This is a genomic window from Actinoplanes sp. NPDC049316 (assembly GCF_040677315.1).
Lineage (GTDB): Bacteria > Actinomycetota > Actinomycetes > Mycobacteriales > Micromonosporaceae > Actinoplanes.
This window is the reverse complement of record NZ_JBFAQM010000012.1, coordinates 1-13,930: the sequence shown is the minus strand read 5'-3', so window position 1 is coordinate 13,930 and position 13,930 is coordinate 1. Positions and strand designations below refer to the sequence as shown.

Here is a 13,930-nt window from a genome sequence, read left to right as displayed (position 1 = left end):
AGAGCCGGCCCCGGCGATCAACGAGCAACCGCACCGAACGATCAGGCGAAGAGACGTCCACGTCTGGGCGCCACGAATCTTCATGTTGCATCGCTCTGTCCCCCGATCCGCGCGTCGATGCATGGGCTTGACCCGTTTCGATGGACAGGGTCCATGAGTTGATCTTCAGGCTACCTTGAGCGCGGGTAGCACGCTGATGACGTGCCGCCTTCGTAAGCGGCGGGGCTGAGGTAGCCGAGGCTGGAGTGCCGACGTCGGGTGTTGTACCAGCTCTCGACGTACTCGAATGTCGCCTGGTGAGCGGCTTTGCGAGTGGGCCACGGCTGCCGGTGGATCAGTTCCGTCTTCAGGGGTCGAGAAGAACGATTCGGCGACGGCGTTGTCCCAGCATTGCCCGCGCCGGCCCACGCTCAGAGCAGCACGCCGTGCCGCTTCGCGAGGCGGGCGTGTTGGGCGCTGGTGTAGTGCCTGCGGTCACTGTGCCAAGATTCTTCGTCGCTAGAACAGCGAAGTCCTCACCTGCGGAAACGCAGGTGAGGACCGTTGAAGCCCGGCGAAAGGCTTGGTGGCCAGGGGCGGGGTCGAACCGCCGACCTTCCGATTTTCAGCGAGGGATGTCTGCGCAGCTCAAGAGCGGTGAGAGCGGGCCGCGTGTGTTGAACGTGCACCATCGGCCCGTCGTGCGTCACGCCGCGATCAAATCCACCGCTTCAGCTGTGGGCGCCGGGACCGGTTCGCCGGCCTCGCGCAAGCCCTCCAGGTGGAAGGCGATAGCGCCGCGCATCTCGTCCAACGCTTCCTCGCGGGAGTCGCCCAAGGCGACGCAGCCGGGCAGGTCCGGCGACCAGGCACCGAATCCGCCGTCCTCGGCGCGTTCGATGATCACTGCATATGCGCTCACGGTGTGCCCCCAGTCAGTCCCGCTTGTTTCAGGATGCTTCGCTCCAGGCCGGGCGGCAAGTCCCGGCTCGGTTTGCCGGCGATCGTGACCCGGCCCGGCTTCGACGGATGCTTGTACTGCCGGTGACTGCCGCGCGTGGCGACCAGCACCCACCCGTCCGATTCGATCATCCGAATCATCTCCCGCACCTTGAACGGCATATCACCACTTCCTGGTCGCGGTGACGGATTGCGGAAGACGCGGTCTTGACAGCAAAACGCCCACCGTGCGTTTCCGCAGGTGGGCGGTGCTCAAAGCCCGGCGAAGGACTTGGTGGCCAGGGGCGGGGTCGAACCGCCGACCTTCCGATTTTCAGTCGGACGCTCGTACCAACTGAGCTACCTGGCCGTTGCCGCGGTTGATGCTTGCGGCTGGGCTTGTTGCGGTCCTGACGGGACTTGAACCCGCGACCTCCGCCTTGACAGGGCGGCGAGCACTCCAACTGCTCCACAGGACCTTGCTTGGTGCTGCTCTTTTCTACCACCTGCACTGACCCAGGTGGTCCGTACCCCCAACGGGATTCGAACCCGTGCTACCGCCTTGAAAGGGCGGCGTCCTAGGCCACTAGACGATGAGGGCAACCCCGCCATCATTGCACATCGGCAATTCCTGCGGTGTGGCCCCAACCGGCCCCGCTTGAGGCTTGGAAAGCATACGTGATGCCGGGGCCGTCATCCAAACCGGTATCCCCCTCGCCGTGGCAAGCCCCTGACCAGCGAAAACGTCGGCCCTCCGAGAGGCGAGGGGAGGATGGTGTGCCGAGCGCCACTGGCGGGGAATCGCCGACGTGCTCCGCCCTGCACCGTCTTCGAGCGCCGGCCACTCGTTTCACCGGGCACCGGGCGTCGCCCGTTCGCTCCGGGGCCCGTGACGCCGACGCGCTGCCGGTGTAGCCCGTTCTGCGCCTGTGGGCGCGAGCCGACGCGCCGTCGCTGTCGCCCGCTCGGCTCGTGCTCAGCGAAGGCATCTGGGTCGCCGGGGTCGCCCGCTCGGCGAGGCGAACCCGGCGACCGGGGCTCGCGCGCTCGGTGAAGACAGATCCGGCGCCGCGGGCTCGCTCGGCGAGGGGAGATCCGGCTCGCCCGCTTGGTGACGGCAGACCCCGGCTCCCGGCGTCAGCCCTCTCCTTCGCCGCGCCCCGCGGCAGACACCCCCGGATGCCGGTCCTCGGCAGCTTTGCTCACACCGCGTCCGGCGTCACCGCGGCCGAGATCAGATGGACTCCTTCGCCGAGGCTGCGGAGCCGTACGACGCCCTCCGGCAGGCCCTCCGCCGGCCATCCCGGCCCCGCGGCCGCCGACAGCAGCGGGGCGTGCCCCGATGACAGCAGCCGGTCCCATTGCGACGGATCGCCCGTCTCGGGCAGCTGCGACCACAGCACCACCGCGATGGGGCCCGTACGCGTCACCGCGTCCGCCAGTGCCTGGGGTGGCACCCGGGCGCCCAGAAGCCGGGTCGGTACGCCGCGCTCCGCCAGGCCGGCAGCGAGCGCCTCGAGGGGAAGCGTGTGCTGCTCCTCGTCCGCTGCGGCGAGCAGCACGCGGGGATCGCGATAGCTCGGTGGGCGGGGGACGGCGCTCAACACCTCCGTCACACCACGTGACATCAGGTGCTCGACCTCGATGAAGCGTTTCGTGGCCTCGTACCGGTCGCCGATGCCGACGAGCACCGGCATGATGACCTCGTCCCAGGTGGCGACCACACCGCGGCTGACCACGGCCATCTCGAGGATGTCGCGTAGCGCGGGGGCGTCCAGGCGCATCGCTGCGCGGGCCAGGCCGCGGGCGGCGGGACCGGCCCGGCCGGTACGGATGGCGTGCCCGCCGCCGTCACGGGTCGTGACGGTGAGCCGTCCGGTGAGCTCGGGCCAGATCGCGTCGATGCGCGTACGTTGCGGCGGGGCCTCGCCGGGCGGAAGCTCGGGCCGGGCGTCCGGCTGGGCGGCGATCCCGGTCTCCGGCATGTCGATCGGCACGGGGACCCGGCGAGCCCAGGCGGCGGCTTCCGCGGGCGGCACTCCCTGCGCAGTGAGGCGGCGCATCACCTGGAGGCGGTCCATGTCCTCCGGGGTGTACCGGCGGTGATGCCCGGGGACGTGCCGGCTCGGGCCCAGCCCGTACCGCTGGTGCCAGGTGCGCAGCGTGGTGACGGCGACGCCGAGCCGGCGCGCCACCGCTCCCGCTGTCAGGGCCTCATCGGCCACCTGAGGACTCCGCCGCGTCCGTACGGTCGAGGAAATGCTGGAGCCGTTCGGTGACCCCGGCGAGCCAGGGTGCGTACGCCCGTGGCTCCCGCGCGATCGCCTGTCCCAGCTCGTCGAGCGGCACCCAGCGGACGTCCGCCACCTCGTCGGGGTCGGCGAGTACGGCCAGGTCCGCGCCGACCTCGCCGACCAGCACGTGGTCGTACTCGTATTCGACCCGCCCGGTGGTGGGGTCCTCCGCGTAGTAGGAGTACACGCCGACCTCGGTGAGCGGCACCCCGTCCACGCCGACCTCCTCGACGAGCCGCCGGCCGGCCGCCACCTGGAGGGATTCCTCCGGCAGCGGGTGGCCGCAACACGTGTTGGCCCAGCGCAGCGGGAACCGGGTCTTGACGGCGGCCCGCTGCTGCAGCAACACCCGGCCCGCGGGATCGCGCAGGAACACGGAGAATGCCCGGTGCAGCATGCCGGGGGCGGCGTGTGCCTCGTCGACCGTCACCTGCCCGACCGCATGCCCGTCCGGGTCGACCAGCTCGACCAGATGGGTCTCGCGGGAGCCGGTAACGGTGTCCCCGCCGTGCGTCCCGCTCACGCGGACCTCCCGACGATGTCGCCCTGCTGCCCGGCCGGTCCGGCGACGCGGGTGGCCGCCAGCTTTCCGGAGATCAATACCATGGGTACGCCCACACCCGGCTGCGTGCCCGACCCGGTGAACACGACGTTGGGCAGGGTCGGGTGGAGGTTCCCGGGCCGGAACGGGCCGGTCTGCGCGAACGTGTGGGACGAGGCGAACGGCGTTCCGGCCGCCATGCCCTGCGCCGCCCAGTCGTCCGGCGTGATGATCCGTTCGACCTCGACGCCGTCCCGGAAGCCCACGTACCCGCGCTGCTCCAGCACCCGCATCAGGTCGTCGGCGTACCGCCTGCCCAGCCCGCCGCTCCAGTCGAACGGCGCGACGTCGAGATTGGGCGTCGGGGCGAGCACGTAATACGTCTGCCGCCCGGCCGGCGCGACGCCGGGGTCGCTGCGGCTCGGGTTGGTGACCAGCAGCGACGGGTCGCTCATCAGCAGGCCCTGCCGGATCACCTCGTCGAAGGTGCCGCGCCACGCGGCGCCGAAGTGGATGTTGTGGTGCGCGATCTTCGAGTAGGCGCGGTCCGATCCGATGTGGAGCACCACGCACGACGGCGAGTAGCGGAGCTTGCGGGGACGCCGGCTCTCCGGCAGCAGGTCGCGATACGCCACCGGCAGGTCGGGGTTGAGCACGACGACGTCCGCGGGGATGCGTTCGCCCGTGTCGGTCCGTACGCCGGTCGCACGCCCGTTGGCGGTCTCCACGGCCGTCACCGTCGTCTCGTACCGGAACTGCACGCCGTGCTTCTCCGCGGCGCCGGCCAGGGCCTTCGGCACGGCGTGCATGCCGCCGCGGGGGAAGAACACCCCCGCGACCGAGTCGAGATACGCGATCACCGCATAGATCGCGAGAGCGTCGTGCGGCGCCAGGCCGGCGTACATGGCCTGGAAGGAGAAGATCCGTTGGGTACGCGGATCCCGGAAGTACTCGTTGATCTTCGGCTGGAGCCGCCGGAACCCGCCCATCCCCAGCAGCTTGACGAGGTTGAGGTTGATGAGGTCGAGCGGGGTGTCGAGATTGCGGTCGATGAAGTTGTCGCGCTCCAGGCGCCACAGATCGCGGGCGAAGTCCACGAACCTCAGGTAGCCGTCGGCTTCCCGGGGCCCGCAGACACGTGAGATCTCGGCGGCCATCCGAACGGTGTCGGTCTTCACGTCCAGCGTGGAACCGTCCGGGTAGTACGCCCGGTACGCCGGGTCGAGCGGCGTCAGCTCCAGCCAGTCGGACAGCTTCTCCCCGACGGCGGCGAGGGGCTCGGCGATGAGCTCCGGCATGGTCAGCACAGTGGGGCCGGTGTCGAACTCGTACCCGTCGACCGAGAGCCGGCCGGCCCGGCCGCCGGGCACCGCCTCCCGCTCGACGACGGTCACCTGCCGCCCGGCGGCGGCCAGGTGCAGCGCGCAGGCCAGGCCGCCGAGTCCAGCACCGACGACGACGACTCGGTCGGTCGGTCCGGTCACTCTTCGCACGTCACCAGCTCCAGAGGGGGTCGGCGAGCCGCCGGTCGGGGCTCGAGGAAGAAGTCGATCTCGAGGGCTCGCGGGGAGAAGCCTCTCGTCGGCGGCTCGCGGGGAAAGTTCGGTGGTCGGCGGCTCGACGGGGGACCACTTGCCCGGCGAACACGTTCATCGCCGGTCTCGGCGCCGTGATGTCGCATGGACCGGGATCGGGGTGCCGAAGCGTGACCATGTCCATCATGCTGGGCGGTGGGTCGCTGTGACGGCAAGGTCGGTCAGCGCGGCGCGGGCGCCATGGTCGATCGGCGCGTCGTGCAGCGCCGCGACCGCCTCCTCGACCCGCTGCCGGATCATCGCCTCGATCCGTGCCACAGCTCCCGTCTCGATGATGATCTCCGCTTGCCGCGCCACCGCTTCGTCCGTGCCACCGGGCGACGCCACGCCGAGCGGGCGCGACGAGTCGTCGGCGTGGGGAGCCCAGGGGGAGAGGGGGCCGCCGGAGCCGTCGGCGGGGATGACGGCTCCGGCGGGGTCTTTGATGAGCTCGGCGCGCTGCGCGGGCGTCGCGAGCTGGCGGGCGAGCATGAGAAGAGCGGTCGGCTTGCCGGTGCGCAGGTCGTCGCCGGCGGGCTTGCCGGTCACCGCGGGATCGCCGTACACGCCGAGGAGGTCGTCGCAGAGCTGGAACGCCTCGCCGACCGCTATGCCGTAGCGGTTGTAGGCGTCGTCGATCGCGGCGACGTCGGCGCCCGGCGGGCCGGCGAGAGCGAGGCCGAACTGCAGCGGTCGCTGCACCGTGTAGCTCGCTGTCTTGTGCCGGGCCACGAGCAACGCCCGGTCGACCGTCCAGTCGTGCGGCTGGGCCTCGCCGAGCACGTCGAGGTATTGCCCGGCGACTGCTTCGACGCGCATCCGGTCGTAGCGCGCCCGCACCGCGAAGAGCGTCGAGGTGGTCAGCGCCGCCTGCGCGAGCAGCTGGTCGGCCCAGATCAGGCAGAGATCGCCGACGAGGATCGCCGAGGTCTCGCCGAAGTGGTCCGGGTCGCCGAGCCGGCCGGCGCTGCCGTGCTGGGCCGCGAAGAGCCGGTGCGCCGTGGGCCGGCCGCGGCGGGTGTCCGAGGCGTCCATCACGTCGTCGTGCACGAGCGCGAACGTGTGCATGAGCTCGAGCGCCGCCAGGGCGGGGAGCACCGGGTCGACCGGCTCGCGGAAGCCGACCACGCCGCGCCAGCCCCAGTGGGCGAAGGTCGGCCTGAGTCGTTTTCCGCCGGCGAGCACGAGGTCGCGAGTCGTTCGAGCGAACGCGCCGAGCGCCGGGTCGACGGTGTCGAGGGCGGCGATCTGGCTGGCCAGGAAGTCGGCCAGCGTCCCCTCGACAGCATTCACCAGGCCGTCCGCGGGGATCGGCTGATGGGAGGTCCCGCAGCGCGGGTTGCCCTCGAGGATGTCGTTGGCCACGACGACGACATTACCGTAGGCTGCGTGTTGCGTCGATTCGTGAGTCGATTTGTTTTCTGGAGGCGTGATGGAGACGGATCTGGCAGCCGCCTACGAACGCTGCCGCCGGCTGCATCGCAGCCACGGCCGCACCTACTACCTGGCGACCCGGTTGTTACCCGCCTGGAAGCGGCGTCATGTGCACGCCCTCTACGGCTTCACCCGCTATGCCGACGAGATCGTGGACCGCACCGAGGACCTGCCCCCCGCCGAGCGGGCGGAGCGTCTGACCGAGTGGTCCGGGCGCTTCCTCGCCGGCCTGCGTGGCGAGCCGGTCGACGACCCGCTGCTGCCGGCAGTGCTTCACACGATCGCGGTGTTCGACCTGAGCATCGACGACTTCGACGCGTTCCTGCGCAGCATGGCGATGGACCTGACCGTCACCTCGTACGCGACGTATGACGACCTGCTCGACTACATGGAGGGCTCCGCCGCGGTCATCGGCACGATGATGCTGCCGATCCTCGGCTCCACCGACCCGGCCGCAGCCCGGGAGCCCGCCCGCCAGCTGGGCCTGGCCTTCCAGCTCACCAACTTCATCCGGGACGTGGCCGAGGATCTCGACCGCGGCCGCACCTATCTGCCGGACGCGCACCTCGCGGAGTTCGGCCTCACCCGCGACGACCTTTTCGCGGCTCGCGCCGCCGGTCGCTCCACCCCGGCCGTCAAGGCCCTCATCCGGGCCGAAGTGGCCCGCGCCGACGAGCACTACGCCGCCGCGGCGCCCGGCATCCCGCTGCTGCTGCCCGGCTCGCAAGCCTGCATGCGGACTGCCTTCGAGCTGTACGCCGGCATCCTCGACGAGGTGGTCGCCGCCGACTACGACGTCTTCGTCCGGCGGGCGACCGTCCCCAACCGCCGCCGGGCGCGGGTCGCCGTCCGGTCGTTGCTGACGCGTCCCGGCAGCCCCGTGCCCGAGCTGGTGCGTGGCTGACATGCGCACGGCGATCGTGCTCTTCACCCGTGACCTGCGGGTGCACGACAATCCCGCGCTGGCCGCCGCCTGCGCCAGCGCGGAGACCGTCGTGCCGTTCTTCGTCCTCGACCCACAGCTGCAGAAGCTCTCCCCCAACCGGGCCCGCTTCCTGCATCAGAGCCTCGCCGATCTGCGCGAGAGCCTGCGCGCCCGCGGCGGCGACCTGATCGTCCGGGAGGGCGAGCCGGTGGCGGAGACGATGCGACTCGCCCGGGAGGTGCAGGCCGAGGGTGTTGCCCTCACCCAGGACGTGAGCACCTATGCCCGGCGCCGCGAAGAGCGACTGAACGACGAATGCGAACGGCACCGCATCTCACTCCGTCTGTTTCCCGGCACCACGGTCGTGCCCCCCGGTGGAGTGCGGCCCGGTGGCGGGGATGGGCACTACAAGGTCTTCTCGCCGTACTACCGGGCGTGGGAGTCGGCCAAGTGGCGCGACGAGGTGGCGACTCCCGAGCGGATCGCCCTTCCCGCCGATCTGGCCGCCGCCCCTCTGCCGCCGCTTCCCGACGGGGAGTCGCCGGCGGCGCTCAACGGCGGCGAGACCGAGGGGCTGCGGCGGCTCAAGGCGTGGCCGCGCCACATCCACACCTACGACGATCTGCACGACGACATGGCCGCCGATGCGACGTCACGGCTGAGCGCGTACCTCCGCTTCGGTTGTCTTTCCCCGCTGGCCGTGGCGAACCGGGCGCGGGATCTGGACGGCGCCGGACCCGCGGCGTTCCTGCGGCAGCTCGGCTGGCGCGATTTCTACTATCAGGTCACCCAGGCGTTCCCGAAGATCTCGACGCAGCCCTACCGCGCGAGCGGGGACACCGGCTGGCGGTACGACCAGGACGCGCTGCAGCACTGGAAGGACGGGCTGACCGGCGTGCCGATCGTCGACGCCGGGATGCGGCAGATGCAGGCGGAGGGATGGATGCACAACCGCGCCCGGCTCATCACCGCCGCGTTCCTGACCAAGCACCTCGGCCTCGACTGGCGCGACGGCGTGAAGTGGTTCTTCCGCTGGCTCGTCGACGGCGACGTGGCGAACAATTCGGGCAACTGGCAGTGGGTCGCCGGCACCGGCAACGACACGCGGCCCTACCGGCGGTTCAACCCGATCCGCCAGGCCGAGCGCTTCGACCCCGACGGCGTGTACGTTCGTCGCTACGTACCGGAGTTGGCCTCGGTCGCGGGGAAGGCTGTGCACCAACCCTGGCGCCTGCCCGATACGGTTCGATCAGGCTTGGACTATCCCGCACCGCTCGAGTCGCATCGCGACGAGGCGGTGTGGCTGAGGCCGTGAAGCTTCCGTCCGGTTCGCCGGGCGGAGGGCGGGTCCTGCCGGCCCGTTGCGTTCGTCCGTTGTTGGGCCGGCGGGACCCGCGCCACCTGCCCGCTGCAACCGGGCGGGATGGGCATCGGCCTGCGCCGTCCGCCCGCCGAGACCAGCCGGACGGGCGGTGGGCCCGCGCCGTCGATCCCGCCGGACCCGGCAGGACGGGCGTCAATCTGCCCACCGGACGAACGCCGGAAACCTCAGCGGGGCAACGTCCGCCAAGCGCCGTAGTGGTGCACCGCGATCCCGCCGAAGGCCGCCGTGCTTCGCGTCGCCGCGTCCACCTTCGACAGCTCCTCGTCGAGCCGGGTCGCGCCTTCCTCGGCGAACGTGCAGTACGTGCAGTCCGCCAGCGCCCCGGTCTCCGCGCCGAGTCGTACGTGCTTGCCCAGCGCCTTGCCCCGCGCCAGCCAGTCCTGGCTGACGTCGAGCATCGAGTTCGCGCCCGTGCCGGTGTCGCGGTAGCTCATCACGGTCACGCCGTTGACCCGGCGGAGCACCTCGTCCGCGAAGTTCTTGCGGCCCAGCTTGTACTGGCCGTACCAGAACGGAACGTCGGCATCGAGCGGCAGGCTGCCGGCCGTACGCATCTTGTCCAGAAGCCCGAGGTACGCGGTCTGCGTGCCGCGCTGGTCCGTGGTCCAGCCCTCGGTGGCGTACGGCTCGACATCGACGTGGATGCCGGAGAAGAGCCCGGTGGAGACCACAGCTCGTTGCCATGCGAGCGCGGCCGCCTGATCGGTGACCCACCCGGGGTCACCGCCGAGCGCCCGCAGCTTGATGTCGAAGGGGGCGACCCGCACCTTCATCTCCTGCAGCCGGGCCAGGTCGCCGTTGGTGAGCACGGCCGGCGACACGTACACGAAGATCTCCGAGACGCCCTTCGCCACGGCCCAGTCGACGACCTCCGCGGCCGGGTCGGCGCCCCAGAGCCACATGGCCCGGGTGCCGGCCGGCGCCGCGGTGAGGCCGGCGCTGCCCGCGGACGACGCCCCGGGCACCGCGAAGGCGGCCATGAGGATGGCAGACACCAGCCATGCCTGCCATCGCCCCCTCATGACCGCCCCTCTCGGTGTTCCTCTTCCGCGGGGGTTCTGAATCGGCGGCGCCGCAGGTCAGCTGAGAAGTCGTACGGAGGAGATTGCGGCGTCGAGCGCGTCCACCCGCCGGAAGCCACCGAGCCGCCTGGTGACGTAGGCGATGGCGTGGCCCCGAGCGGGATCAGCCCATCCCGCGTTGCCGCCCAGGCCGCCCATGCCCCACGTGCCGTCACGCTCGAGCTGCACGCCCAGACCCCACGTCGTCTCCTGGCCTATGAAGTGGTCGAATCCCGTGAAGTGCGCCGAGGTCATCTCCGTCACCAGATCCGCGCTGATCAGCCGATGCCCGTCCAGCTCGCCACCGGCCAGCAGCCCCGCATGGAAGCGCGCCACCGCCGCGGCCGTCGCATGCAGGTTGACGGCCGGCACGACCGCCGTACGCCACAACGAGCTGTTGACCACCGCCAGGTCCCGCGCGCCCTCGGGGTTGGCGACCGCCCGTACGCGCATCGAATCCGGTTCGCTCTGCCCGTTGTCCGGCCAGTCCGCCCCTCGTACCTCCAGCTCAGCGCACCGTTCCTGGTCCTCGGCGTCCAGCCCGAAGCCGAGATCCAGCCGCCACGGCCGGGCGATCTCCTCGGCCACGAAGGCGCCGGGTTCGCGGCCGGTCACCCGGCGGATGAGCTCACCCAGCAGGTGCCCGTACGTGAGCGCATGCTCGGCCGCAACCGTGCCCGGCGGCCATTCCGGCTCGGCGGCGGCCAGGTCACCGCAGAGCAGCTCCCAGTCACTCCACGCGGACGCGTCCCTCGGCACCGGAAACACCGGCAGTCCAGCCGTATGCGTCAGCACGTGCCGTACGGAAGCAGTGGTCCGGAATTCCGGCCAGTGCCGCGCGACCGGATCGTCCAGGCCGACCAGCCCGCGATCGACCAGCAGCAACGCCGCCAGCGCGATCACCGGCTTGCCCACCGAATAGACGTTGACCAGCGTGCACTCGTCCCAGGCCCGGGTACGCGCGCCGTCCCGCCACCCCTCCCGCAGATCCACGACGACCTCGCCGCCGCGGAGCACGCACAGCGCCGACCCGCCGCACGCCTGAGCCTCGAACTCCTCCCGTACAGCTTCGTAGCCGGGAGCGACGTACCCGATCAAAGCGCGACCACCGCCGTGACCGTCGTGCCGCGGCCGCCGGTCGAGATGTGCAGGTCCGACAGCCGGCGGGCGAGCCACAGTCCCCGGCCGCCCGGCGCCGCGTGCGCCGGCAGCTCACGACCCACGGTGTCGGGATCGGCCAGGCCCGGGCCCTGATCGCTGACTTCGCAGTGCACCGCGCGCCCGGCGACCCACATCCGCAGCCGGCCACTGCCGCCGCCGTGCCGTACCGAATTGCTGGAGAGCTCGTGCGCGACAAGGATGACCGACTCGGCCGTACCCGAATCCGCGACATCCCGGGCCAGGGCCGCGACAGCGGTCCGCAGGGCGGCCAGGTTGTCCCCGTCGAACGCCTGATCGAGCAGGATCCGGGGACCGGACGTCCGCGGACGTCGTTCCCCTGCCCGGGGAGGCCGGTTCTGTCTGGCCCGCCTGGGCGCCGATCCGGTCCGTTCAGCGTTCACCATCGCGCACCAGCATCCGCAGGGCCGGCACCCCGGTGGCGCCGGCTTCGATCAAGGTCCGCTCGACCCGCTCCGCGCAGACCACGACCATACTGCGACCGTCCGGCAGGTTCGCCGCCGTCTGCAGGATGACCGCTGCCGCGCTCGGGTCGAGGAAGTGCAACTGGTTCAGGTTCAGATGAACGTCCGGATCCAGGCGTACGGCCTCCGCCAAGGCGTCGCGCAACGCTCCCGCATGGGTCCGGTCCAGCTCACCGGCCACGCGTACGCCGGGAGGCACGTGCTGCCGGCAGATCCGCAGTACGGGGTCCTCGTGGTAAACCCGCGCCGCCACGGTCCGCGCATGGACCCGGGACGCATAGCCCAGCGTGACCGGGTCGAAGCTTTCCCGGTCGTACTCGCACACAGCCGTCAACCGCCCGTCCGCGAACAGCCGGGCCACCTCGGACTCGAAGACCAGCAGTTGCTCGGCGTTCGCCTGCGGCCGGGCGGCCCAGCACATGTCCGCCGTGATCCGCAGACCGCTGCGCCCCTGCTCCAGCGCCCGCCGCAGCTCACCGGCGAGGAGCTCCACCATGGTGGCCGCCTCGGGAGCCGCCCCACCGCCCCAGAGCTGGTCCGCGCTGACCACGCGGAGCTGCGTACCGCCCTCGATCCCACGCTCGAGCAGCTCGGCGCGCAGATCGTCGACGCCGACGGCGTCCGTGAAGCAGATGATCTCCTCGTCCCGGCTCCGGCCCGCGGCCACGAACGCGGCCAGGATGTCGAGCCGTTCCTCCGGGTCGGAGAAGGTCAGGCACGCATGGTCGCCCGAGGCGAGCCGATCCACCGGCGTCATGGCCGCCATGTGTCCTCCCAGGTCGCGGAGTTGCTGCATACCCGTCCGTACCGGACCTCATGCGCCGCGAATGGGCGAGCCCCAGCGGGGTACCACTCACCCATGTTGCGGCAGACGATATCCCGGCTCGAGAAGACCACCGCCCTGGACGCCATCAGCAACCGCCTCCAGAGCGCCGTCCAGAAGGTGGCCCAGCCACGGGCCCTCCGTGATCTCCTGCACGGCACCTGGTTCGGCCACCCATTGCATCCCGTCCTCGTCCAGCTCCCGGTCGGCTCGTTCATGAGCGCCGCGGTCCTCGACGCGCTGCCCGGCCAGCGGAAGGCGGCCACCACCCTGATCGCCGTCGGCACCGCCTCCTCGGCGCCGGCCATCGCCGCCGGTCTCGTCGACTGGTCGTCGCTGTCCAAGGACCAGCGCCGGGTCGGTCTCGTGCACGCGGCGGCCAACACCGTCGCGCTCGGCCTCTACGTGTGGTCGCTCTCGGCCCGCAACAGCGGGCGGTGGGGCACCGGACGTCTTCTTGCGTACGCAGGACTTTCGGTGGCCGGCGCCGGGGCTTACCTGGGCGGGCACCTGTCGTACCAGCAGGGCGCGGGGATGAACGTCGCCGTTCCGCAGCTCTTCGAGCTCCCGGACGACTGGGCCGAGGTCGGGGAGGTCGCCTCGCTGCCCGAGGGCCGTCCGACGGTACGCACGATCGAGGGCGTACGAGTCCTCCTCTACCGCCACGGCGACGACGTGACCGCGATGCTGGAGCAGTGCGGGCACCAGGGCGGGCCGCTGGGCGAGGGAGAGGTCGAGGGTTCGGGGGCCGACGCGTGTGTCGTCTGCCCGTGGCACGGCAGCACCTTCCGGCTCGTCGACGGCGTCGCCCTGCACGGCCCCGCCTCCACCGACCAGCCCACCCTCCGTACGCGCATCCAGGACGGCGTTCTGTCGGTCGCAGCGCCCTGATCCGCGTTTTCCCAGCTCATCGGTCTGTGGCCCGGGACACGGGGGGCCGATTTGGCCGTGCGGAAACGAGGGGGTAATGTTCTCCGAGCCGGCAGGGAAACGGGCGAGGCAAGCGGAACGACCTGGGAGACCAGGGAGGTCAGCTACACCGGCCGTCCTGCCAAATCCTTCGAACTTCGGGATCGTAGCGATGCTGCCTTGTGCGGTACCGCCCCGAGCCCGGGACGAAGGGTGCGCTAGGACAGATCGGCACGAACCGGGAGATACCGGTTGACAGGGCCAGGAAGACCTAGTAAAGTTGAACGAGTGCCCCGGGGGCAGGTCGCCGAGTAAGGCGGCAAGTTTACCGGTGTGTGGTTGTTCTTTGAGAACTCAACAGGGTGCTTGATAAGCCAGTGCCAATTGATGATTTACCCCGGCCGGGCTTGATTGTCTGGTTGGA

General features: G+C 70.9%; 13 protein-coding genes, 3 tRNA genes and 1 pseudogene. 3 read left to right on the top strand and 14 right to left on the bottom strand.

Annotated elements, in window-relative coordinates; all coding sequences use genetic code 11:
* Positions 1-170 precede the first annotated feature (170 nt).
* The 10 genes and pseudogenes from AB0K03_RS19685 to AB0K03_RS19640 form a co-directional block, all read right to left on the bottom strand.
* Positions 171-353 (bottom strand): annotated as a pseudogene (locus AB0K03_RS19685) (IS3 family transposase); the annotation flags it as partial.
* 332 nt (positions 354-685) lie between these two features.
* Positions 686-886 (bottom strand): type II toxin-antitoxin system HicB family antitoxin, encoded by a 201-nt coding sequence (locus AB0K03_RS19680; protein WP_364686816.1) that lies wholly within the window; start codon positions 884-886, stop codon positions 686-688.
* An 11-nt stretch (positions 887-897) separates the two neighbouring features.
* Positions 898-1,101, bottom strand: a complete 204-nt coding sequence (locus AB0K03_RS19675; protein WP_364686813.1) for a type II toxin-antitoxin system HicA family toxin — start codon at positions 1,099-1,101, stop codon at positions 898-900.
* Between the two features lie 110 nt (positions 1,102-1,211).
* A tRNA-Phe gene (locus tag AB0K03_RS19670) sits at positions 1,212-1,288 on the bottom strand.
* A gap of 35 nt (positions 1,289-1,323) precedes the next feature.
* Positions 1,324-1,397: transfer RNA gene (locus tag AB0K03_RS19665), tRNA-Asp, on the bottom strand.
* Positions 1,398-1,446: 49 nt separating this feature from the next.
* Positions 1,447-1,519, bottom strand: a tRNA-Glu gene (locus tag AB0K03_RS19660).
* A gap of 601 nt (positions 1,520-2,120) precedes the next feature.
* Positions 2,121-3,143: a MerR family transcriptional regulator gene (locus AB0K03_RS19655; RefSeq protein WP_364686810.1), complete on the bottom strand. Its 1,023-nt coding sequence runs from the start codon at positions 3,141-3,143 to the stop codon at positions 2,121-2,123.
* A complete protein-coding gene (gene idi, locus AB0K03_RS19650; RefSeq protein ID WP_364686807.1) occupies positions 3,133-3,735 on the bottom strand; it encodes an isopentenyl-diphosphate Delta-isomerase in 603 nt (200 codons plus the stop codon). The genes AB0K03_RS19655 and idi overlap by 11 nt, the downstream gene beginning before the upstream one ends.
* Positions 3,732-5,246, bottom strand: a complete 1,515-nt coding sequence (crtI, locus tag AB0K03_RS19645) for a phytoene desaturase family protein (protein ID WP_364686804.1) — start codon at positions 5,244-5,246, stop codon at positions 3,732-3,734. Before crtI ends, idi begins: the two co-directional genes overlap by 4 nt.
* A gap of 225 nt (positions 5,247-5,471) precedes the next feature.
* Positions 5,472-6,680, bottom strand: coding sequence for a polyprenyl synthetase family protein (locus AB0K03_RS19640; RefSeq protein WP_364687123.1), 1,209 nt, complete (start codon positions 6,678-6,680; stop codon positions 5,472-5,474).
* A 79-nt stretch (positions 6,681-6,759) separates the two neighbouring features.
* Here AB0K03_RS19640 and AB0K03_RS19635 point away from each other — a divergent pair, with 79 nt between their 5' ends.
* Positions 6,760-7,665: a phytoene/squalene synthase family protein gene (locus AB0K03_RS19635; protein WP_364686801.1), complete on the top strand. Its 906-nt coding sequence runs from the start codon at positions 6,760-6,762 to the stop codon at positions 7,663-7,665.
* A 1-nt stretch (position 7,666) separates the two neighbouring features.
* Entirely contained in the window at positions 7,667-9,001 is a 1,335-nt protein-coding gene (locus AB0K03_RS19630; protein WP_364687121.1) for a deoxyribodipyrimidine photo-lyase, read from the top strand.
* A 233-nt stretch (positions 9,002-9,234) separates the two neighbouring features.
* Here the strand turns inward: AB0K03_RS19630 and AB0K03_RS19625 are convergent, their stop codons facing one another.
* The 4 genes from AB0K03_RS19625 to AB0K03_RS19610 all read right to left on the bottom strand — a co-directional run bounded on the left by AB0K03_RS19625 (position 9,235) and on the right by AB0K03_RS19610 (position 12,540).
* On the bottom strand, positions 9,235-10,065 hold the full coding sequence (locus AB0K03_RS19625; RefSeq protein ID WP_364686798.1) for a hypothetical protein: 831 nt from the start codon (positions 10,063-10,065) through the stop codon (positions 9,235-9,237).
* An 84-nt stretch (positions 10,066-10,149) separates the two neighbouring features.
* Positions 10,150-11,229 (bottom strand): serine hydrolase domain-containing protein, encoded by a 1,080-nt coding sequence (locus tag AB0K03_RS19620; protein WP_364686795.1) that lies wholly within the window; start codon positions 11,227-11,229, stop codon positions 10,150-10,152.
* The gene (locus tag AB0K03_RS19615) at positions 11,226-11,696 is read right to left on the bottom strand and encodes an ATP-binding protein (protein ID WP_364686792.1); all 471 of its coding nucleotides are present in this window, start codon (positions 11,694-11,696) and stop codon (positions 11,226-11,228) included. Before AB0K03_RS19615 ends, AB0K03_RS19620 begins: the two co-directional genes overlap by 4 nt.
* Complete coding sequence (locus AB0K03_RS19610) at positions 11,683-12,540, bottom strand: MEDS domain-containing protein (RefSeq protein ID WP_364686789.1); 858 nt, start codon at positions 12,538-12,540, stop codon at positions 11,683-11,685. Before AB0K03_RS19610 ends, AB0K03_RS19615 begins: the two co-directional genes overlap by 14 nt.
* Before the next feature lie 93 nt (positions 12,541-12,633).
* Here AB0K03_RS19610 and AB0K03_RS19605 point away from each other — a divergent pair, with 93 nt between their 5' ends.
* A complete protein-coding gene (locus tag AB0K03_RS19605; protein WP_364686786.1) occupies positions 12,634-13,488 on the top strand; it encodes a Rieske 2Fe-2S domain-containing protein in 855 nt (284 codons plus the stop codon).
* The last annotated feature ends 442 nt before the right edge of the window (positions 13,489-13,930 follow it).

Excerpts from the sequence above, each read along its gene's own strand:
- AB0K03_RS19615 (WP_364686792.1), bottom strand. The coding sequence starts at position 11,696 with ATGGTGAACGCTGAACGGACCGGATCGGCGCCCAGGCGGGCCAGACAG.
- AB0K03_RS19635 (WP_364686801.1), top strand. The coding sequence starts at position 6,760 with ATGGAGACGGATCTGGCAGCCGCCTACGAACGCTGCCGCCGGCTGCAT.
- AB0K03_RS19610 (WP_364686789.1), bottom strand. The coding sequence starts at position 12,540 with ATGGCGGCCATGACGCCGGTGGATCGGCTCGCCTCGGGCGACCATGCG.
- AB0K03_RS19605 (WP_364686786.1), top strand. The coding sequence starts at position 12,634 with ATGTTGCGGCAGACGATATCCCGGCTCGAGAAGACCACCGCCCTGGAC.
- AB0K03_RS19675 (WP_364686813.1), bottom strand. The coding sequence starts at position 1,101 with ATGCCGTTCAAGGTGCGGGAGATGATTCGGATGATCGAATCGGACGGG.
- AB0K03_RS19630 (WP_364687121.1), top strand. The coding sequence starts at position 7,667 with ATGCGCACGGCGATCGTGCTCTTCACCCGTGACCTGCGGGTGCACGAC.